At 63.2% G+C, this 19,570-nt stretch carries 20 protein-coding genes; 1 reads left to right on the forward strand and 19 read right to left on the reverse strand.

Going from position 1 to position 19,570, the window contains the following annotated elements; all coding sequences use genetic code 11:
• Window positions 1-12 precede the first annotated feature (12 nt).
• On the forward strand, window positions 13-1,470 hold the full coding sequence (locus tag M3465_RS10630; RefSeq protein ID WP_249501726.1) for a DEAD/DEAH box helicase: 1,458 nt from the start codon (window positions 13-15) through the stop codon (window positions 1,468-1,470).
• 132 nt (window positions 1,471-1,602) lie between these two features.
• Here M3465_RS10630 and gph read toward each other — a convergent pair whose 3' ends face one another.
• From gph to M3465_RS10725, 19 genes are all read right to left on the reverse strand, one after another.
• Window positions 1,603-2,259: a phosphoglycolate phosphatase gene (gene gph / locus M3465_RS10635; protein ID WP_249501727.1), complete on the reverse strand. Its 657-nt coding sequence runs from the start codon at window positions 2,257-2,259 to the stop codon at window positions 1,603-1,605.
• Window positions 2,256-3,923, reverse strand: coding sequence for a ribonuclease J (locus M3465_RS10640; RefSeq protein ID WP_249501728.1), 1,668 nt, complete (start codon window positions 3,921-3,923; stop codon window positions 2,256-2,258). Before M3465_RS10640 ends, gph begins: the two co-directional genes overlap by 4 nt.
• Window positions 3,920-4,699 carry a type III pantothenate kinase gene (locus M3465_RS10645; protein WP_249501729.1) on the reverse strand — a complete coding sequence of 260 codons (780 nt, stop codon included), beginning with the start codon at window positions 4,697-4,699 and terminating at the stop codon, window positions 3,920-3,922. Before M3465_RS10645 ends, M3465_RS10640 begins: the two co-directional genes overlap by 4 nt.
• Before the next feature lie 12 nt (window positions 4,700-4,711).
• A complete protein-coding gene (locus M3465_RS10650; protein ID WP_249502002.1) occupies window positions 4,712-5,446 on the reverse strand; it encodes a biotin--[acetyl-CoA-carboxylase] ligase in 735 nt (244 codons plus the stop codon).
• A 126-nt stretch (window positions 5,447-5,572) separates the two neighbouring features.
• On the reverse strand, window positions 5,573-7,015 hold the full coding sequence (gene nuoN / locus M3465_RS10655) for an NADH-quinone oxidoreductase subunit NuoN (protein WP_249501730.1): 1,443 nt from the start codon (window positions 7,013-7,015) through the stop codon (window positions 5,573-5,575).
• Between the two features lie 13 nt (window positions 7,016-7,028).
• Window positions 7,029-8,573 (reverse strand): NADH-quinone oxidoreductase subunit M, encoded by a 1,545-nt coding sequence (locus M3465_RS10660; protein ID WP_249501731.1) that lies wholly within the window; start codon window positions 8,571-8,573, stop codon window positions 7,029-7,031.
• A complete protein-coding gene (gene nuoL, locus M3465_RS10665; RefSeq protein ID WP_249501732.1) occupies window positions 8,573-10,720 on the reverse strand; it encodes an NADH-quinone oxidoreductase subunit L in 2,148 nt (715 codons plus the stop codon). Before nuoL ends, M3465_RS10660 begins: the two co-directional genes overlap by 1 nt.
• A gap of 4 nt (window positions 10,721-10,724) precedes the next feature.
• Window positions 10,725-11,030 carry an NADH-quinone oxidoreductase subunit NuoK gene (gene nuoK, locus M3465_RS10670; protein WP_249501733.1) on the reverse strand — a complete coding sequence of 102 codons (306 nt, stop codon included), beginning with the start codon at window positions 11,028-11,030 and terminating at the stop codon, window positions 10,725-10,727.
• A gap of 95 nt (window positions 11,031-11,125) precedes the next feature.
• Window positions 11,126-11,728 (reverse strand): NADH-quinone oxidoreductase subunit J, encoded by a 603-nt coding sequence (locus M3465_RS10675; protein ID WP_249501734.1) that lies wholly within the window; start codon window positions 11,726-11,728, stop codon window positions 11,126-11,128.
• Window positions 11,725-12,135, reverse strand: coding sequence for a carboxymuconolactone decarboxylase family protein (locus tag M3465_RS10680; protein WP_249501735.1), 411 nt, complete (start codon window positions 12,133-12,135; stop codon window positions 11,725-11,727). The genes M3465_RS10675 and M3465_RS10680 overlap by 4 nt, the downstream gene beginning before the upstream one ends.
• Window positions 12,132-12,626, reverse strand: a complete 495-nt coding sequence (gene nuoI / locus M3465_RS10685) for an NADH-quinone oxidoreductase subunit NuoI (protein ID WP_249501736.1) — start codon at window positions 12,624-12,626, stop codon at window positions 12,132-12,134. The genes M3465_RS10680 and nuoI overlap by 4 nt, the downstream gene beginning before the upstream one ends.
• Before the next feature lie 11 nt (window positions 12,627-12,637).
• Window positions 12,638-13,666 carry an NADH-quinone oxidoreductase subunit NuoH gene (nuoH, locus tag M3465_RS10690; RefSeq protein ID WP_249501737.1) on the reverse strand — a complete coding sequence of 343 codons (1,029 nt, stop codon included), beginning with the start codon at window positions 13,664-13,666 and terminating at the stop codon, window positions 12,638-12,640.
• Between the two features lie 7 nt (window positions 13,667-13,673).
• Complete coding sequence (locus tag M3465_RS10695) at window positions 13,674-14,048, reverse strand: YNQ4 family lipoprotein (RefSeq protein WP_249501738.1); 375 nt, start codon at window positions 14,046-14,048, stop codon at window positions 13,674-13,676.
• A gap of 33 nt (window positions 14,049-14,081) precedes the next feature.
• Window positions 14,082-16,097 carry an NADH-quinone oxidoreductase subunit NuoG gene (gene nuoG / locus M3465_RS10700; protein WP_249501739.1) on the reverse strand — a complete coding sequence of 672 codons (2,016 nt, stop codon included), beginning with the start codon at window positions 16,095-16,097 and terminating at the stop codon, window positions 14,082-14,084.
• A gap of 167 nt (window positions 16,098-16,264) precedes the next feature.
• Window positions 16,265-16,660 carry a DUF5333 domain-containing protein gene (locus tag M3465_RS10705; RefSeq protein ID WP_249501740.1) on the reverse strand — a complete coding sequence of 132 codons (396 nt, stop codon included), beginning with the start codon at window positions 16,658-16,660 and terminating at the stop codon, window positions 16,265-16,267.
• Window positions 16,661-16,753: 93 nt separating this feature from the next.
• Window positions 16,754-17,077, reverse strand: a complete 324-nt coding sequence (locus M3465_RS10710; RefSeq protein WP_249501741.1) for a hypothetical protein — start codon at window positions 17,075-17,077, stop codon at window positions 16,754-16,756.
• 63 nt (window positions 17,078-17,140) lie between these two features.
• Window positions 17,141-18,439, reverse strand: coding sequence for an NADH-quinone oxidoreductase subunit NuoF (gene nuoF, locus M3465_RS10715; protein WP_249501742.1), 1,299 nt, complete (start codon window positions 18,437-18,439; stop codon window positions 17,141-17,143).
• A gap of 3 nt (window positions 18,440-18,442) precedes the next feature.
• A complete protein-coding gene (locus M3465_RS10720) occupies window positions 18,443-18,661 on the reverse strand; it encodes a DUF5337 domain-containing protein (protein WP_249501743.1) in 219 nt (72 codons plus the stop codon).
• A gap of 29 nt (window positions 18,662-18,690) precedes the next feature.
• Complete coding sequence (locus M3465_RS10725) at window positions 18,691-19,569, reverse strand: helix-hairpin-helix domain-containing protein (protein WP_249501744.1); 879 nt, start codon at window positions 19,567-19,569, stop codon at window positions 18,691-18,693.
• Window position 19,570: the final 1 nt, after the last annotated feature.

The following is a 19,570-nucleotide window of genomic DNA, read 5'->3' on the forward strand; positions in this document are numbered from 1 at the left end:
AAGCGGATACACATGACAAAATTCTCCGAGCTGAACCTCAATCCCAAAGTCCTCAAGGCCGTGGAAGAAGCGGGTTACGACACGCCGACGCCGATCCAGGCGGGGGCCATCCCGCCCGCCCTCGAAGGGCGCGACGTGCTGGGCATCGCGCAAACCGGCACGGGCAAGACCGCAAGCTTTACGCTGCCGATGATCACGCTTCTGGCCCGCGGGCGGGCGCGCGCGCGCATGCCGCGCAGCCTTGTTCTGTGCCCGACGCGGGAACTGGCCGCGCAGGTGGCCGAAAACTTCGACACCTACAGCAAGCATGTCAAGCTCACCAAGGCGCTGCTCATCGGCGGGGTCAGCTTCAAGGAACAGGACGCGCTGATCGACAAGGGCGTCGACGTGCTCATCGCCACGCCGGGCCGCCTGCTCGATCATTTCGAGCGCGGCAAGCTGCTGCTGACCGGGGTTCAGGTCATGGTCGTCGATGAGGCCGACCGGATGCTCGACATGGGCTTCATCCCCGATATCGAGCGCATCTTCAGCCTCACGCCCTTCACCCGCCAGACGCTCTTCTTTTCCGCCACAATGGCGCCCGAGATCGAGCGCATCACCAACACGTTCCTTTCCGCCCCTGCAAGGATCGAAGTCGCCCGTCAAGCCTCGGCTTCGGAAACGATCGAACAGGGCGTCGTGATGTTCAAACCCTCGCGGCGGGATCGCGAAGGCACGGAGAAACGCAAGCTGCTTCGCGCCCTGATCGACGCGGAGGGCGAGAAATGCACCAATGCCATCGTCTTCTGCAACCGCAAATCGGACGTGGATATCGTTGCGAAATCGCTCAGGAAATACGGCTATGACGCGGCGCCGATCCATGGCGATCTCGACCAGTCGCAGCGCACGCGCACGCTTGAAGGTTTCCGGGAGGGCGCGCTGCGCTTTTTGATCGCGTCGGACGTGGCGGCCCGCGGGCTCGATGTGCCAAGCGTCAGCCATGTCTTCAATTACGATGTGCCGAGCCATGCCGAAGATTACGTCCACCGCATCGGCCGCACCGGCCGCGCGGGGCGGGACGGCAAGGCGATGATGATCTGCGCGCCGAAGGACGAAAAGAACTTCGACGCGATCGAGCGGCTTCTGCAAAAGGAAATCCCGCGCATCGAAAATCCGCTCGGCACAAGCGGCAACGAAGCGCCACCCGAAGACGCCCCGTCCGAAAAGACCGATAAACCGCGCCGAAGCCGCGGCGGACGCGGACGCGGCAAGCAATCTGCCTCGCAGGACACGGCGCAGGAGCAAGCCAAACCGGCCCAAGCCGAAAACGCGCCAGGCAAACCGCGCGCCGAGAAACCCGCGAAGTCCGACAAATCGCGCAGCAGCGGTAGCCGCGGGCGCGGAAATGACCGAGACAACAAAGTCGTCGGCATGGGCGATCATCTGCCCGGCTTCATCGCCAAGAGCTTCGACGAACGCCGCACCGGATAGAGTGCGCCGCACCGTCGAAAAGCGACCCGCACTTCTTCGTTTCAAAAATATCTTGGGGGGAGGCGCCCTGCGCCGGGGGGCAAAGCCCCCCTTCATCGTCAGCCGCGGGCGCAGTTCAAAACGCCTATCGCCCTAAAGCGGGCGCATCGCCCCGAGGCAAATTCCCGGAAGATCGGCGAAATTGTCGAACCGCCGATCATGCGCGATCTCCTCGATCGTTGCGGTTCGGATTCCCTCAGTGAAGAACACGAACGGAACGCCCGCATTCGTCGCCGTTTCCGCATCGACCTCGCTATCGCCGACATAGACCCCCTGCGTCGCTCCGAGTTCCTCGAAGGCAAGGCGCAGCGGCTCCGCATGGGGCTTTCGCAAAGGCAAGCGATCCCCGGCCACGATCGCGTCGAACCATTTCGCGAGATCGAGCGTATCCATCACCGCCGCCAGCGGCTCGCCCGGCTTGTTGGTGCACAGCCCAAGCGCCACACCCGCATCCCGCAACCCCGCCAGCGCCTCCAGCACACCGGGAAAAAGCCGCGTTCGCACGGTGCTGCGTTTATAATGCTCCATGAAACCGTGCAGCAGCTGGTCGAACGCCGCCGGATCGAGAGCCGTTGCCGCGATCAACCGCTCCAGAAAGACACGCTCGCCCATCCCGACGAAGCCGCCGATCCGGGCCTCGGGCAAGGGCGGCAATCCGCGATCCGACAAAACCGCGTTCGCCGCCGCTGCAATGTCCGGCAGACTGTCGATCAACGTGCCGTCGAGATCGAAAACGACAGCGCGGCTCATGCGAGGCGGCTGATAACGACGGTCACTTCCGGTTTCTTGCCGATCTCGTTCATCGCGGTCTGCCGCGCCACGCGCCGAAGTCCGTCCTCGAGCTTGTCATCATCGGTCAGCGTCTTGTCGCCCGCCCGCCCGATGAATTGCGACAGGTCCTCTTCCAGAGCCTCCACGAACGACGCGTTGCCGCGCCCTGTCTCAGGCAGTCCCATGATGTCGCACCACGGCTCGCCCAGCATCTCGTCGTCCTCATCCAGAATGACGGTCACGGTCACATGCCCATTGAGCGCCATGCGAATCCGGTCGCGCACGATTCCGTCCAGCGCACCGATCTGCACGGTTCCATCGACATAGGTGCGCCCGGTATCGACATATTCCGCCACTTGTGCCTCATCGCCGGACAGATCGAGCATCATCCCGTTCACCGCCAGCGCCCCCTTGCGCCCCAGCGTCTCGGCAAGTTTCACATGCTCGCGCAGATGGCGATGCTCGCCATGCATCGGGATGACCACGCCCGGATTTGTGAGCCGGTGCATCACCTCGATATCCGGCCGGTTGGCATGGCCCGAAACGTGATAGGTGCCCGAGCTGTCATCGACCACATCGACGCCCTGCTCGGAAAACTGGTTCATGATCGAAATCACGCCGCGCTCGTTGCCCGGAATGGTCTTGGAGGAAAAGAGAAAAAGATCCCCCTCCTTCATCACCATGCCGTTGTACTTGCCCCGCGCCAGCTGGGCCGAAGCTGCGCGCCGTTCGCCCTGGCTGCCGGTCACGATCAGCATCAGGTTTTCGCGCGGCAGCTGCGCTGCCTCCTCCGGGCTGATGGTCGAGGGAAAATCCTCCAGCACGCCGGTCTTGACCGACGCCTCGATCATCCGCCGCATGGCGCGACCCAGAAGGCAGACCGACCGCCCGGCGCGCACGCCCGCCTCTGCCAGCGTCTTCACCCGGGCCACGTTCGAGGCGAAAGTGGTCGTGACGACCATGCCGCGCGCCTGCCCCACCAGTTCCTCGATCTGAGGTCCGAGCGTCGCCTCCGATCGGCCGGGATGCGGCGAGAAGACATTTGTGGAATCGCAGATCAGCGCCTTCACGCCCGGCTTGCTCACCTCTTCCCAAAGCGCGGTGTCGAACGGCTCCCCCACAAGCGGCGTCGCGTCGATCTTGAAATCTCCCGTATGCACCAGCCGCCCCTGCGGCGTGTCGATGGCCAGACCGGAGCTTTCCGGGATCGAATGCGAGATCGGCACAAAGCCGACCTTGAACGGGCCAGCCTCCACCATATACGGCCAGGGCTGCACGGTCTTGACCGTTTGCGCGGAATGGCCGTGATCCTCCATCTTGAGCCGCGCGATATGGGCGGTGAAGGCTCGCGCGTAGATCGGTGCGCCCAGACGTTCCCAGAAATGCCCCACCGCGCCGACATGGTCTTCATGTGCGTGGGTGATGAAGATCGCCTCCAGCCGGTCGCGCCGCTCGGCCAGCCAGGCGATGTCGGGCAGGATCAGATCGACGCCGGGCGTGCTGTCCATATCGGGAAAGGTCACGCCCAGATCGACGAGGATCAGCCGCTCCTTGCCCGGCTTGCCGTAGCCATAGACATAGGCGTTCATGCCGATTTCGCCGGCCCCGCCAAGCGGCAGGTAGATGATGCGGTCACTGCTCATGAGTTTTCCAATTTCTTGTTATGTGCATATATGACCGTCAACCCGTGCATGGTCAGGTCATCCTCGATCACGTCAAATAGCATCTCGCCCTGCGCGAACAAGGGGGCAAGCCCGCCGGTGCCGATCACCTTCATCGGCTTGCCATATTCCTCGCGGATGCGCCGGGTGATCCCCTGGATCAAGCCGACATAGCCCCAGAACACGCCGGACTGGATACAGGCAACCGTGTTCGTGCCGATCACCCGTTCCGGCTGGGAGACATCCACGTGAGGCAGCGCGGCGGCGCCCTGATGCAGCGCTTCGAGACTCAGGTTCACGCCCGGCGCGATCACCCCGCCGACATAGGCGCCATCCTCGGCGACAACGTCGAAATTCGTCGCGGTGCCGAAATCCACGACCACCACATCCCCGCCATGGCGCTGATGCGCGCCCGCCGCATTGGCGAGCCTGTCCGGCCCGACGCTGACCCCCTCGTCAACGCGCGGCGGCACCGGCAGGGCGCAATCGAGCTTGCCCACCACCCAGGGGCGCAATCCGAAAAAGCGATCGGAAAAGACGCGCAGGTTGAACACGACGCGCGGCACGGTCGAGGAAATAATCACATCCGTTATGTTCGGCTCGATCCCGTAATGCCGGATCAGCGTCGAGAACCAGGTGAAATAGGCATCCGCCGTGCGCCCGTGATGGGTCGAGGTGCGCAGCGTGCACAAGAACCGCGTGCCGTCCCAGATCGAGAAAACCGTATTCGTGTTGCCGCAATCAATCGTCAGAAGCATCGCTTGCCCCTCTCAAAAGAAAATCTCCGCCGCCGCAATCGCCTGCCGGCCCGCGCCCGTCCGCAAGACCATACGTCCTTCGGCATCCACCGTTTCGAAAATGCCGCTGACCTCGCGATCCCCCATCCGCGCCGTCACCTCTTCGCCGCGCCGCGCCGCCCGCGCGAGCCATGCCTCGCGGATCGGATCGAACCCGAATGCGGCAAATGTCGCTTCCTGCGCCGCATAGCTGCTGGCGAGCGCGGCAAGGAACGCCTCGACACCGATCTCGCACCCCGTCACCGACAGTACCGAAACCGGTCGCACCGCCCCCGGCTCGACCTCTGCACCGGAGGGCGCATCCAGCAGGTTGACCCCGATCCCGATCGCTAGATGATCACCGAGGCTTTCCAGGAGGATACCCGCGACCTTGCCGCCTGCGAGAAGCACGTCATTCGGCCATTTGAGCGCCAGCGCATCCGCCCGCCCCGTCAGCGCGACCAGCGCATCGAAAAGCGCCAGCGCCGCCACGAAGCTGCGCAGGGCCCGGAGCTGCGGCTCTTCGCGAGTCGGCAAAACCAGCGTCGCCGAGAAATTCCCCTGCGGATTTTCCCAGACTCGACCGCGCCGTCCGCGGGCCGCGCTTTGATGTCGCGCGCAAATCCATGTCGGCCCGGAAAGATGCGGCGCCTGCCGCGCGGCCTCCAGCATCGTGCTGTCCACCGTGCCAAGCACCTGCCGGTCATATCCCTCCGGCCAATCCATCATCGCGCCATGCGGGCTTCTTTGGGCCACAAATACCTGCGCCGCAGGCACCGCGGCCCGCGCAGCGGGGCGCAAAACAAAAAGCGACGCGCCGAAGGCGCGCCACTTTTTTCACATCCGCACATCGCTCTACTGGACAAGCGTGGCCGCAGCGGCCGCCGCCGCGCCTTCGATCCCGAAGAGGTTGATCACGCCGACCACCATAATGACCGCACTGGCCATCAACATGCCCCACAGCACCGGGGATTTCCCGCCATCGAGCGCCTCGTCCCGTTCTTCGCCGAAATACATGTAATAGACGATCCGCAGATAATAGAACGCGCCGATCACCGACGCGATCACACCGGCCACGGCCAGCCAGGCAAGCCCCGCCTCATAGGCCGCCCGCAGCACGTAGAACTTGGCGAAAAAGCCGACAAGCGGCGGCACACCCGCAAGGCTGAAAAGCAGCACCAGCATCGCCAGCGCCTTCCCCGGTTCACGCTTTGCATACATGTTGAGCGACGAGATACGCGAAACCGGTTTGCCGTCCCGCTCCATCGACAGGATGAAGGCGAAGGTGCCGATATTCATCGTCACGTAGATCGCCATGTAGATCAGCATCGATTGCACGCCGAACGCGGTGCCGGCCGCCAGCCCCATCATCGCGTACCCCATATGCGCGATCGAGGAATAGCCCATCAGCCGCTTGATGTCGGTTTGCCCGATCCCGGCGATCGCGCCGAGGAACATCGACAAAAGCGACAGGAGCGCGATCACCTGGCTCCAATCGCCGACCGCACCGCCGAACGCGTCGAACAGCATCCGCGCGAACAGCGCCATCGCCGCGACCTTGGGCGCCGTGGCGAAAAACGCCGTGACCGGCGTCGGCGAGCCTTCGTAGACATCGGGCGTCCACATATGGAACGGCACGGCCGAGATCTTGAACGCCAGCCCCGAGATCAGGAAGACCAGTCCGAAGAGCAGCCCGAGCGAGACATCGCCCGCCGTCGCTGTCTGGATGATCCCGACGAAAAGCGTCGTGCCGGCATAGCCGTAAACGAGCGACGCACCGTAAAGCAGCAAGCCCGAGCTGAGCGCGCCCAGAACGAAATACTTCAGACCCGCTTCGGTCGATTTCACACTGTCGCGCCGCAGGGAGGCCACGACATAAAGCGCCAGCGATTGCAGCTCCAGCCCCATGTAAAGCGCCATCAGATCGCCGGCGGAGACCATCATCATCATGCCGGTCGCCGCCAGCGCGATCAGCACCGGATATTCGAAGCGCAAGAGCCCGCGCCGGGACATGTAGCCTTCGGACATGAGCAGCACCGCCGCCGCCGAAAGCAGGATCGTGATCTTGGCGAACCGCGCGAAGCCGTCATCGATGAACATCCCGCCAAAAGCGATCCGCGTGCCCGCACCGTTGAGCCCGATCCATACCGCCAGCGCGAGGAACAGCCCGGTTGTCATCCAGACGAGAAGCGAGGCCGCGCGGTCCTTCGTGGTGTAGACAGCGCCGAGAAGCGCCAGCATTGCATAGACCGCGAGAACGATCTCCGGCAGGATTACGTTCAGATCATCCGAGAGCATAATCGCCCCCCCCTTACTGGTTGACGGCGACTTGCGTGGCCGTCTCGGCCGCCGCAAGCGCGGTCTGGTAGTTGGAAACAAGCGCCTCGACCGACGGGCCGATCATATCGAGGATCGGAGCGGGATAGACGCCGAAAAGCAGCGTCGCGATCACCAGCGGAGCGAAGATCGCGCGCTCGCGGCGGCTCATGTCGGTGATGGTCCTGAGGCTTTCCTTGATCAGATCGCCCATCACGACGCGGCGATAGAGCCAAAGCGCATAGGCAGCCGACAGGATCACACCCGTCGTCGCAACCAAAGCGACCCAGGTGTTGATCTGGAACACGCCCACCAGCGTCAGGAATTCGCCAATGAACCCAGACGTGCCGGGAAGGCCCACATTCGCCATGGTAAAGAGCATGAAGATCAGCGCATAGGCCGGCATCCGGTTCACCAGCCCGCCGTAAGCGTCGATATCGCGCGTATGCATCCGGTCATAGATCACGCCGACGCAGAGAAAGAGCGCACCCGAGACGAAACCGTGACTGATCATCTGGAAGATCGCGCCATCGACGCCCTGCTGGTTGGCCGCGAAAATTCCCATCGTGACATAGCCCATATGCGCGACCGAAGAATAGGCGATCAGTTTCTTCATATCCTCCTGCACCAGCGCCACGAGCGACGTGTAGACAATCGCGATGGCCGACAGCCACAGGATCAGCGGGGTGAGCACTTCGGCTCCGACAGGGAACATCGGCAAGCTGAACCGCAGGAAGCCGTAGCCCCCCATTTTCAGCAGGATCGCGGCCAGAACGACAGAGCCGGCGGTCGGCGCCTGAACGTGCGCATCCGGCAACCATGTATGCACCGGCCACATCGGCATCTTCACAGCGAAGCTGGCGAAGAAGGCGAGGAAAAGCAGCGTCTGCAATCCGCCGACGATTTGAATACCGAGGATGCTGAATGTCTCCGACCCGAACTGATGCACCATCAGTTGTTCGATATCGGTCGTTCCGGCCTCGGCGAACATGGCCACCATGGCCACCAGCATCAACACCGAACCGAGGAACGTGTAGAGGAAGAACTTGAACGACGCATAAACGCGGTTCGCCCCACCCCAGACGCCGATGATGAGGAACATCGGAATGAGGCCCGCTTCGAAGAAGAGGTAGAACAGCACCAGATCGAGCGCCATGAAAACGCCGAGCATCAGCGTTTCCAGCAGCAGGAAGGCGATCATGTATTCCTTGACGCGCACGGTCACGTTCCAGGACGCCCCGATCACCAGCGGCATCATGAAGGTTGTGAGCATCACGAACAGCACGGAAATGCCGTCGACACCCATTTTGTATTGCAGCCCGAGCAGCCAGTCGGCTTCCTCGACCATCTGGAAGCCGGTGTTCTGCGGGTCGAACTGGAACAGGATGAAGAGCGAGATCAGGAATGTCGCCGACGTCGCGATCAGCGCGAGCCACTTCGCGTTTCGATTGGCCGCCTCGTCGCTGCCACGCAGGAACACCAGCAGGATCACCGCCGCCAGCGCCGGAAGGAAGGTGACAATGGAAAGAAGGTTATCCATCAGTTTGCTCCTGCGCTGAGCGTCATCCAGGTGATGAGCGCGGCAATGCCGATCACCATGAAGAAGGCATAGGTAAAGATGTAACCCGATTGCGCGCGTGCTGCCGCGCGCGTGAGCCGGGGGATCAGACCCATCGCCAGGCCGTTGATCGACCCGTCGATGACATCCCCGTCACCGCGCCGCCACAGCACGCGGCCGACGCCCTTGGCCGGTTGAACGAAGATGAAATTGTAGATCTCGTCGAAATACCACTTGTTCAGAAGGAAGAGGTAAAGCGGGCGCTGGTTCTCGGCCAGAGACTTCGGCAAGGACGGGTTCGCGATGTAGAAAAGGTAAGACAGGCCGAACCCGATCAGCATCGCCACGAACGGACTCACCTTGACCCAGACCGGCGCGTGATGCGCATCGTCCATCACCGTGTTGTCCGCCGCCGTATAGATCGCACCGTCACCGGGCGCGTAGACATGCGCCACATCCGCCCCGTGATCGGTCTCCGTCGGCTCGGTCACATCGGCGACCGCGCCTTCGACATCGCCCTCGGCCAGTTCCTCGATCGCCTCGCCGACGCCTTCGCCGGCGTCGTCGTCATGCAGGGCCGCTTCGGAATGGGCGCCATTCGCGCCGACACCGAAGAAGGAATTGACGCTGTCATGATTGCCGAAGAAGGAGCCATACCAGACCATTCCCGAAAACACCGCGCCAAGCGCCAGAACACCGAGCGGGGCGAGCATGACCATCGGACTTTCATGCGCGTGCTCATGCGTATGCTTGTCGCCGCGCGGCTTGCCGTAGAACGTCAGGAACATCAGCCGCCAGGAATAGAAACTCGTGAAGAGCGCTGCAATCACAAGCATCCAGAAGGCATAGCCGCCCTGGCTGCCCGCCCAGGCACTCTCGATCACCGCGTCCTTGGACAGGAAGCCGGCAAAGCCGATATGTGTGAGCGGGATGCCGACACCGGTGATCGCCAGCGTGCCGATCATCATCGCCCAGAACGTATAGGGGATCTTCTTGCGAAGCCCGCCATAGTTCCGCATGTCCTGCTCATGATGCATCGCATGGATCACCGAGCCGGCGCCAAGAAACAGCATCGCCTTGAAGAACGCGTGCGTGAAGAGGTGGAACATCGCCACCGAATAGACGCCCACGCCGGCCGCGACGAACATGTAGCCGAGCTGCGAACAGGTCGAATAGGCGATCACGCGCTTGATGTCGTTCTGCACAAGACCCACGGTCGCCGCGAAGAAGGCTGTGGTGGCGCCGATGAAGACGACGAACATCTTGGCCTCGGGCGCGAATTCCATGATCGGCGACATGCGGCAAACAAGGAACACGCCCGCCGTGACCATGGTTGCCGCGTGAATGAGGGCCGACACCGGGGTCGGGCCTTCCATCGCGTCCGGCAACCATGTGTGCAGGAAAAGCTGCGCCGATTTGCCCATCGCGCCGATGAACAGCAGGAAGGCGATCAGGTTCGCCGCGTTCCATTCCGTCCAGAGGAAGGTCAGCTGGGTTTCCGCCAGCGTCGGTGCGGCGGCGAAAATGTCATCGAAGCGGATGCTGTCGACAAGGAAATAGATCGCGAAGATGCCCAGCAGGAAGCCGAAATCGCCCACACGGTTGACGATGAACGCCTTCATCGCGGCGGCATTGGCGCTCGGCTTGCGGTAGTAGAAGCCGATCAGCAGATAGGACGCGACGCCCACGCCTTCCCAACCGAAGAACATCTGCAGCAGGTTATCGGCGGTCACCAGCATCAGCATGGTGAAGGTGAAGAAGGACAGGTAGGCGAAGAAGCGCGGCTTGTAGACCTCGCCCTTCTTGAACTGCGGATCGTCGGCCATGTAGCCGAAGCTGTAAAGATGCACGAGCGCCGAAACGGTCGTCACCACGATCAGCATGATCGCCGTCAGCCGGTCGAGCCGGATCGCCCATTCGGTGCTCAGCGTGCCGCTCTCGATCCAGCGCAGGATATCGACGGTTTCCGTCACGCCATCATGCGCCAGGAACACGATCCAGGACAGGATGCAGGCGAAGAACAGCAGCCCCGTGGCCACCCACATCGCCGCTTTTTCACCGATGAACTTCCAGCCGAAGCCGCAGATGATGGCCCCGACCAGCGGAGAGAACAGGATAAGCGTTTCCATGTCGTCAGCCCTTCATCACGTTGACATCTTCGACCGCGATGGAGCCGCGGTTGCGGAAGAAACAGACGAGGATCGCCAGCCCGATCGCGGCCTCGGCGGCGGCGACGGTCAGCACGAACATGGTGAAGACCTGCCCCACCAGATCGCCCAGATGGGCCGAGAACGCCACGAAGTTGATATTTACCGCGAGCAGCATCAATTCGATGCTCATCAGCAGGATGATCACGTTCTTGCGGTTCAGAAACAGCCCGAAAATACCGGTGACGAACAGCACCGCTGCGACCGTCAGGTAATGCTCAATTCCTATCATCACGTCCCTCCGGGTCTACTGCCCGCTAAAGTATCCGTTCGCCACCGCGACGGCGGTTGCAATGCCGATAGCGACGGCGATCCAGCCGCCCCGGCTCAAAGCCCCTGTCCGGGCTTAACGTCTTTGAGTTCCATCGCCTTCGCCGGATCGCGATACATCTGCGCCAGCACGTTCTGCCGCTTCACATCCGACCGGTGCCGCAGCGTCAGCACGATGGCGCCGATCATCGCGACCAGCAGGATCAGGCCCGCCAGCTGGAACAGCAGGAAGAACTGGTCATACATGATGAGCCCCAGCGCCTCCGTATTGTGCCGGTCGAGCGGCACGATCTGAGTGCGCAGCCCTTCAGCCGCCGCATTGCTTTCCCATGCGCCGAAGGCCAGCGCGAATTGCATCAGGATGATGACCCCGAACAAGAGCGCGAGCGGCACATAGCGCGCCATCTCGGCCTTCAGTTCGGCGAAATCCACATCCAGCATCATCACGACGAACAGGAACAAGACCGCAACCGCGCCTACATAGACGATTACCAGAAGCATCGCCACGAACTCCGCCCCCAGCAGCACGAAAAGCCCCGCCGAGGACAGGAACGCCAGAATGAGCCACAGCACCGAATGCACCGGGTTGCGGCTGATCACCGTGAACAGCCCGCCCGTGATCGTGCTCAGGGCAAAGAGGTAGAAGGCAAAGACGCTCATGTCTCGTCATCCTTTTCGTCGTCTTCCATGACATCGCGCGCAAGCTCCATGGCGCGGGTCATGGCGGGAATACCGGCGAACATCGACATTTGCGCGATGGTCTCGGCGATCTCGTCGCGGGTCGCGCCGGCGGCGATGGCGTGGCGCACGGTCATACGCACCTGCGTTTCGGCCTGCGCGCCCTGCATGGTCAGGCCCGCCAATGTCAAGAGCAGCCGCGTCTTGGCATCGAGCCCGTCCTTGCTGAGCCCCTTGCCGAACCACATCTCCATCGCGTCCTTCGGCATCGTCGGCCACAGCTTCTCGAACCCCTTGGGATCGAAGGAGGATAAAGCCGGGTTGAACGCCCGCGCCATTTCCTGCGCCTGCGCCATCATCAGCTCGAAAGGGGTTTTGCCTTCGCTCATCGGTAGGGCGCATCCAGTTCGAGGTTGCGGGCGATCTCGGCTTCCCAGCGCTCGCCGTTGTCGAGCAGCTTTTCCTTGTTGTAGTAAAGCTCCTCGCGAGTCTCTGTGGAGAACTCGAAACTCGGTCCCTCGACGATGGCGTCGACTGGGCACGCCTCCTGGCAGAAACCGCAATAGATGCATTTCGTCATGTCGATGTCATAGCGCGTCGTGCGGCGCGAGCCGTCGTCGCGCGGCTCGGCATCGATGGTGATCGCCTGCGCCGGGCAGATCGCCTCGCAGAGCTTGCACGCAATGCAGCGTTCCTCGCCGTTGGGATAGCGACGCAGCGCGTGTTCGCCCCGGAAGCGCGGGCTGAGATAGCCCTTCTCATGCGGATAGTTCAGCGTCGCCTTCGGGCCGAAAAAGTATTTCAGGCCAAGCTTCATGCCTTGGTAGAAATCCTGCAGCAGGAAATACTTGGCTGCACGTCCGTAGTCGATAGTCGCCATGTCAGATCTCCTTACACCCAGCGCGCGAATGCGCCCCAGAACCAGTCGAATTTCGCCGCGAAGGACACGAACACCACCCAGAAGAGGCTCAGCGGCAGGAACACCTTCCAGCCGATCCGCATCAGCTGGTCATAGCGGTAGCGCGGCGTGATCGCCTTCACCATCGCGAAGAGGAAGAAGAAGAATGCCATCTTCGCCACCATCCACAGCGCGCCATCGGGAATGCCCGGAATGGGCGACAGCCAGCCGCCGAAGAAGAGCAGCGAGGTCAGCGCACACATCAGGAAGATCGCGATATACTCGCCCGCCATGAAAAGCAGGAAGGGCGTTGCCGAATATTCCACCTGGTAGCCCGCGACCAGTTCGGATTCCGCTTCGGGAAGATCGAAGGGCGGGCGGTTGGTTTCGGCGAGGCACGAGATGAAGAACAGGAAGACCATCGGGAAATGCGGCAGCCAATACCACGAGAAGAAGCCGAAATCGCCGTCCTGCGCGCGCACGATATCGCCGAAATTCAGCGATCCGGTGGTGATGATCACGCCGATGATGATGAGCCCGAGCGAGACCTCGTATGAGATCATCTGCGCCGCCGAGCGCAGCGAGCCGAGGAACGGGTATTTCGAGTTCGACGCCCAGCCGCCCATGATCACGCCGTAGACCTCCAGCGAGGAGACCGCGAAGATATAGAGCACCGCGACGTTGATATCCGACAGAACCCAGGTTTCGTTGAACGGGATCACCGCCCAGGCGATCATCGCCAGCACGAAACTGGTCATCGGCGCGAGGATGAAGACCGTCTTGTCGGCGCCCGCCGGCACGACGACTTCCTTGACGACATATTTCAGCGCATCGGCCACCGATTGCAGCAGCCCGTAAGGCCCGACGACGTTCGGGCCGCGCCGCATCTGCACGGCCGCCCAGATCTTGCGGTCGCCATAGACGAGGAACAGCAGGCTGATCATCACGAAGGCCAGCACCGCAAGGCACTGGGCGACGATAATAATGCCGATCCCGGCAGTCGTGGTAAAGAATTGAGCCATCACGTCCTCAAACCATCGGTATTCCGTTTTCAGCGCAGGCGGCGGTCACGACTTCGGCGTCGATGGTCCGCACTCCGCGCGGCAGCGCCGGCGAGACGGTGTAAACCGCATCTCCCCGCCAGAGGCCAGCCTCTTCCTCGACTTTTGTGCGCAAATGCCGCGCAAATCCGTAGCCCCGGATCAGCGCATATTGGGCCGCCGCACATTCGGCGTAGCGTTCCACGTCCCCCGGCCCGCGCGCGCCGCGCATGGCGACGTCGAACTTCACCAGATCGTCCTCCATCAGCGCGGTCCTGACCCCTTCATAGCTCGGCGCGAAGGGCAGGTTCGCGGGCGCCGGCGCCTCGCAGGCCGAAAGCCCGCCGACGACCATCAGCGCCATGGGAGATATGACCGCAACGCCGCGCATACCGGACTATTCCGCCGCCAGCCGCGTGGTCCTGCGCGCCTTGGCATTGGCCGAAAGCTCCGCCATGAGCGTGCTCGCGCGAGCGATGGGGTTGGTCAGGTAGAAATCCTTGATAGCCGGGCGAAAATCGGCATCTCCCAGCTTGTCCATCGGCTCCGCCTGCCAGTCATTCTCGGGCACGGTGTCGATCTCGGCCAGATGCGGCACCTCGGCAACCAGAAGCTGGCGCAGCTGCGCGAGGCTGTCATAGGGCAACGTCGCATCCAACTCGGCCGAGAGCGCGCGGAGGATGGCCCAGTTTTCCTTGGCCTCGCCGGGGGCGAAACTGGCGCGCAGGGCGAGCTGCGGACGCCCTTCGGTGTTGACGAAAAGCCCCTGCTCTTCGGTATAGGCCGCGCCGGGCAGGATGATGTCAGCGCGATGCGCGCCCCGGTCGCCATGGCTGCCCTGGTAGATCACCAAGGGGCCGGGATCGATCTCGACCTCATCCGCGCCGAGGTTGTAGATCACATCCGCCCCATCGGTCGCGGCCTCCATGCCGCCTTGCGTGGTGCATCCCGCGTCCATCGCGCCGACGCGGCCCGCAGCGGTGTGCAGCACCAGAAGCTTGCCGCCAAGAAGTTCGGTCATCTTCTGCGCCGCCGCCAGAACCGCCGCGCCATCGGCCTCGCGCAAAGCGCCCTGCCCGACGATCACGATGGACGGCGCTTCCTCGTCCGGCGCGCCCTTGTCGATCAGCCCCTGCAGCGCCGCGCGGCCTGTGCCGACATGCGCATAGTCATAGGTCAGATCCACCGGCTCGCCGATCAGCGCGACCTCGGCCCCGGCCGCCCAGGCCTTACGGATGCGCGCATTGAGCACCGGCGCTTCGTCGCGCGGGTTGGTGCCGATCAGCAGTACGCGCTTGGCGGTGTCGATCTCCTCGATCCGGGCGGTGCCGACATAGCCCGAGCGGTTGCCCGCCGGAAGCCGGGCATTGTCGGTGCGGCATTCGACGGAACCGCCCTGCCCCTCGACAAGCTGCTTGAGCGCGAAGGCCGCCTCGACCGGGACGAGATCGCCCACCAGTCCGGCGATCTTCTTGCCCTTCATCGCTTCGGCGGCCTTGTTCAGCGCCTCGGGCCATGTGGCCGGGCGCAGCTTGCCGTTCTCGCGGACATAGGGCCGATCGAGCCGCTGGCGGCGGAGCCCGTCCCAGACGAAGCGCGTCTTGTCGGAAATCCATTCCTCGTTCACTCCGTCATGGTTGCGCGGCAGAAAGCGCATCACTTCGCGCCCCTTGGTATCCACGCGAATGGAGGAACAGAGCGCATCCATCACATCGATGGATTCGGTCTTGCTCAACTCCCAGGGCCGCGCGGTGAAGGCATAGGGCTTGGACACGAGCGCGCCGACGGGGCACAGATCGATGATATTGCCCTGCATGTTGCTGTCGAGCGTCTTGCCGAGGTAATTGGTGATCTCGGAATCCTCGCCGCGTCCGGTCTGGCCCAGATCGGGCACACCGGCCACCTCGGTGATGAAGCGCACGCAGCGGGTGCAGGAGATGCAGCGCGTCATATGCGTCTCGACCAGCGGGCCGAGATCCATATCGACAGCGGCGCGCTTGGGCTCGCGGAAGCGGCTGAAATCGACGCCATAGGCCATCGCCTGATCCTGCAGATCGCACTCGCCGCCCTGATCGCAGATCGGGCAATCGAGCGGGTGGTTGATGAGCAGGAACTCCATCACCCCCTCGCGCGCCTTCTTGACCATGGGCGAATTGGTGCGCACTTGCGGCGGCTGGCCCTCGGGGCCGGGGCGCAGATCGCGCACCTGCATGGCGCAGGAGGCGGCGGGCTTGGGCGGGCCGCCGACAATTTCGACAAGGCACATCCGGCAATTGCCGGCAATGGACAGGCGCTCGTGATAGCAGAAGCGCGGGATCTCGATGCCGGCCATCTCGCAAGCCTGGATCAGCGTCATCGCGCCGTCGGCTTCCACTTCTTTCCCGTCGATGATGATCTTGCGCAAGTCAGACATGCCCGAGCCCTTCAGTTCGCATTTGGCTGGCGCAACCGATGCCTTGCGTGACATGCTGGCGAACGGCTGACGTCGCCTGCCTTCTAGCGCGGCTCTTGGCCGGACGCCAGAGTTAGGGCGAAAAGAAAACGGGAAAATTCGACGCGGGGGCCACCCCTGCGCGGGGCTTATTTCAGAAGCCGCCCAATCGCCGTCTCCGCCGCGATTTCCGCCTTTCCAAAGGCACAAAGCGCCCCGGTGTCCTCGGGCGCGACGCCCTTGGCCTGCAGATAGCGCTCGGCCTTCTGCCGCATCCGCGCCTTTTCGGATTTCGACGTCACGTAAGCCTCGACCTCCTCATCCGAATAGCCCCGCTCCCGCGCCAGCGCCTTGAGCGCTGAAAGCTCGGTATAGGCGCGGATGAGCCGCGCATTGATATTCTTGCAGGACTTGCGGATCTCATCGGCGATCGCGACGGCCATCACAGCATCGTCGATCTCGGCGATGTCGCGCAGCGGCGGCTTTGCCAAGACAGGGCCAGCCGTGATGGCGGCAAGGCAGATAGTCCCGATCAAGACGCGCATGTTTCGACATCCTTCACACTCTTTCGCCTGAATATGGGGGCCGAAGCGCGCATGTTTCAAGCGCCGGTATCGGGAACCGGGCTCCGCGGCGGTTTATGGCTCGTTGCAGCGACCCATCAGGACGAGCATGTCGCCATCGGCGACCAGCACATCCTCGCCCGTGCGCGCCCAGGCGATATCGGAAGTGCCGAGATAGGCGATGCAATGCTGGTTCGCTTGGTAGACCGCAGCCCGGCGCGCGCCTTCCACGCTGACCGAAACCGGCCCGCCGGTGGCGACAAAGGACGCCCTGTCGCTGCGTTCGGCCGTCAGATCGCCATGGAAGACCGCGCCCTCATGGGTGATCGTGTCGAGCGAGCCGCGCCCGCAGGCGGACAGAACCACAAGCGCCGCGATGCCTGCCCAAACCGATCTCATGCCCGTTCCTTTCCTGGTGCATCCGCAGTTTCGAAACTGCGGAAACGCCGCGTCAACGCGGCGTTACTCCGCCGCGACCGCGCTCACCCGGCCGGATTTCTGCGCCTTGATGCGATCCTCGATCTCGTCGCGGAAATTCTTGATCAGACCCTGGATCGGCCAGGCCGCCGCGTCGCCGAGGGCGCAGATCGTGTGGCCCTCGACCTGTTTGGACACGTCGAACAGCATGTCGATTTCCTCGACCTCCGCCTCGCCGCGCACCAGCCGGTCCATCACGCGCATCATCCAGCCCGTGCCTTCGCGGCAGGGCGTGCATTGCCCGCAGCTTTCGTGCTTGTAGAAGGCAGAGAGCCGCCAGATCGCCTTGATGATATCCGTGCTCTGATCCATCACGATCACCGCGGCGGTGCCGAGGCCGGAGCCGAGCTCGTTGCGCAGGTAGTCGAAATCCATGACCGCATCGCGCATATGTTCGCCGCGCACGCACGGCACCGAAGAGCCGCCGGGAATCACCGCCTTGAGATTGTCCCAGCCGCCGCGGATGCCGCCGCAATGCTTGTCGATCAATTCCTCGAAGGAAATGCTCATCGCCTCTTCGACGACGCAGGGATTGTTCACATGGCCCGAGATCGCAAAAAGCTTCGTGCCGGCGTTGTTCTGCCGCCCGAAGCTGGAGAACCATTCGCCGCCCCGGCGCAGGATCGTCGGCACCACGGCGATCGATTCCACGTTGTTCACCGTGGTCGGGCAGCCGTAAAGCCCCGCGCCCGCCGGGAAGGGCGGCTTCATGCGCGGCATGCCTTTCTTGCCTTCGAGCGATTCCAGCAGCGCGGTTTCCTCGCCGCAGATGTAAGCGCCCGCGCCGTGATGCAGATAAAGATCGAAATCCCAGCCCGATTTGGCCGCGTTCTTGCCGAGGAGCCCCGCATCGTAGGCCTCGTCGATGGCGGCCTGCAGCGCCTCGCGTTCGCGGATATATTCACCGCGCAGATAGATGTAGCAAGCATGCGCCTGCATGGCGAAACTGGCGATCAGGCAGCCTTCGATCAGCGTGTGCGGATCGTGGCGCATGATCTCCCGATCCTTGCAGGTGCCGGGCTCGGATTCGTCCGCGTTGACCACCAGATAGGACGGGCGGCCATCGCTTTCCTTCGGCATGAAGGACCATTTCAGGCCTGTCGGGAAGCCCGCGCCGCCACGGCCGCGCAGACCGCTGGACTTCATCTCGTCAATGATCCAGTCGCGACCCTTTTCCATCAGCTTGGCGGTGCCGTCCCAATGGCCGCGCGACTGCGCGCCCTTCAGGCTGCGGTCATGCATCCCGTAGATATTGGTAAAGATCCGGTCCTTGTCGGTCAGCATCGCTCAATCCTCGTCATTCCGGCGCGCGCGCCAGAGTTGGTATGTCATCCATATCCCCAATCCGAAGCCCGCCAGCGCGGCGAGGTCGAACAGGGCGCGGGTGCGCTGGCTCCAGCCATATTGCGCCCCGATCATCGTAATCAGGATCCAGAACACGCCCACTCCGGCGATCAGCAGCCCCACGCGCCGCCCCTTGCGTGCCAGTTCCGAATTGCGGTCCATCTCGTGATCTGTCCTTATCGACGGCGCTGTCAATAGACATCGCCCTTGTCCACCCGCCGCGAGAAATCGGTATCCTCACCGGAGGCCAGGATTCTCGCCTGTGCGACCCAGTCGTCGCGGGTCACGCGTCCCTTGAAGCCTGCGAGATTGTCATTCACCCAAGCGATCTCATCCGCGTTCCAATTCGCGATCTGATCGAAATGGTAGAAGCCCATCCCGTTCAGCATCGCCTCCAGTTTGGGGCCGATCCCCTTGATTTCCTTGAGATTGTCTGGCACTCCATCGCGTGCGCCGTCCAGCGTCTGCGGCTTGGTGCCTTCACCGCCCTCTGTGGGCGCGGACGCGTCCGGCATCTCCAACGGTGCCGGCGGCTGGGTTGCCGGAACGTCGCGGAGTTGCTTCTCGCCCTCCGCTTCGGGCTCGGCATCCGCGCGCGGGGTTTCGGCCTTTGGCGATGCGTCCACCTCATCCTTTCGCGACGGTGTCACCTGCGCGCCGGCCTCCGCATCGGCTACGGCGGGCGCGGCGTGAACGTCGGGCAAGGCATCCTGCGTCTCGGGCGCGGTTTGCGATGGCGCGGGCTTTTCGACGGCCGGGGAGTCCATCGGGCTCGCAGCGGCCTGGTTCGCGGGCACCGCCGAAGAGGCAGCGGCGGCGGTTGCCGGGCTCGGGGCCTGCGACACGCTGCCCTTCGCCTCCGGCGCAGGGTCCGCTTCCCCACCGCCGGTGTCAGGACAAAGCACCTTGACGAGGCCGAACCCCGCCCCGGCCAGCACGATCAGGCCGATGAGGAGCGAGGCAAAAAAACCCCAGCCAGCAGCCAGGAGCAGGATGAACACGATCAATCCCGCGCCCGCGGCGATGATCCATGATTTTCGCTCGCAGCTTATCCCGGTGTTCTGTTGCATA

Origin of the sequence: Marivita sp. GX14005 (assembly GCF_023370775.1) — a bacterium.
GTDB lineage: Bacteria > Pseudomonadota > Alphaproteobacteria > Rhodobacterales > Rhodobacteraceae > Marivita.

What these genes read in the sequence shown, in the direction of transcription:
- M3465_RS10630 (WP_249501726.1), top strand. Translation starts at nt 13, where the DNA reads ATGACAAAATTCTCCGAGCTGAACCTCAATCCCAAAGTCCTCAAGGCC.
- gph (WP_249501727.1), bottom strand. Translation starts at nt 2,259, where the DNA reads ATGAGCCGCGCTGTCGTTTTCGATCTCGACGGCACGTTGATCGACAGT.
- M3465_RS10640 (WP_249501728.1), bottom strand. Translation starts at nt 3,923, where the DNA reads ATGAGCAGTGACCGCATCATCTACCTGCCGCTTGGCGGGGCCGGCGAA.
- M3465_RS10645 (WP_249501729.1), bottom strand. Translation starts at nt 4,699, where the DNA reads ATGCTTCTGACGATTGATTGCGGCAACACGAATACGGTTTTCTCGATC.
- M3465_RS10650 (WP_249502002.1), bottom strand. Translation starts at nt 5,446, where the DNA reads ATGATGGATTGGCCGGAGGGATATGACCGGCAGGTGCTTGGCACGGTG.
- nuoN (WP_249501730.1), bottom strand. Translation starts at nt 7,015, where the DNA reads ATGCTCTCGGATGATCTGAACGTAATCCTGCCGGAGATCGTTCTCGCG.
- M3465_RS10660 (WP_249501731.1), bottom strand. Translation starts at nt 8,573, where the DNA reads ATGGATAACCTTCTTTCCATTGTCACCTTCCTTCCGGCGCTGGCGGCG.
- nuoL (WP_249501732.1), bottom strand. Translation starts at nt 10,720, where the DNA reads ATGGAAACGCTTATCCTGTTCTCTCCGCTGGTCGGGGCCATCATCTGC.
- nuoK (WP_249501733.1), bottom strand. Translation starts at nt 11,030, where the DNA reads ATGATAGGAATTGAGCATTACCTGACGGTCGCAGCGGTGCTGTTCGTC.
- M3465_RS10675 (WP_249501734.1), bottom strand. Translation starts at nt 11,728, where the DNA reads ATGAGCGTCTTTGCCTTCTACCTCTTTGCCCTGAGCACGATCACGGGC.
- M3465_RS10680 (WP_249501735.1), bottom strand. Translation starts at nt 12,135, where the DNA reads ATGAGCGAAGGCAAAACCCCTTTCGAGCTGATGATGGCGCAGGCGCAG.
- nuoI (WP_249501736.1), bottom strand. Translation starts at nt 12,626, where the DNA reads ATGGCGACTATCGACTACGGACGTGCAGCCAAGTATTTCCTGCTGCAG.
- nuoH (WP_249501737.1), bottom strand. Translation starts at nt 13,666, where the DNA reads ATGGCTCAATTCTTTACCACGACTGCCGGGATCGGCATTATTATCGTC.
- M3465_RS10695 (WP_249501738.1), bottom strand. Translation starts at nt 14,048, where the DNA reads ATGGCGCTGATGGTCGTCGGCGGGCTTTCGGCCTGCGAGGCGCCGGCG.
- nuoG (WP_249501739.1), bottom strand. Translation starts at nt 16,097, where the DNA reads ATGTCTGACTTGCGCAAGATCATCATCGACGGGAAAGAAGTGGAAGCC.
- M3465_RS10705 (WP_249501740.1), bottom strand. Translation starts at nt 16,660, where the DNA reads ATGCGCGTCTTGATCGGGACTATCTGCCTTGCCGCCATCACGGCTGGC.
- M3465_RS10710 (WP_249501741.1), bottom strand. Translation starts at nt 17,077, where the DNA reads ATGAGATCGGTTTGGGCAGGCATCGCGGCGCTTGTGGTTCTGTCCGCC.
- nuoF (WP_249501742.1), bottom strand. Translation starts at nt 18,439, where the DNA reads ATGCTGACCGACAAGGACCGGATCTTTACCAATATCTACGGGATGCAT.
- M3465_RS10720 (WP_249501743.1), bottom strand. Translation starts at nt 18,661, where the DNA reads ATGGACCGCAATTCGGAACTGGCACGCAAGGGGCGGCGCGTGGGGCTG.
- M3465_RS10725 (WP_249501744.1), bottom strand. Translation starts at nt 19,569, where the DNA reads ATGCAACAGAACACCGGGATAAGCTGCGAGCGAAAATCATGGATCATC.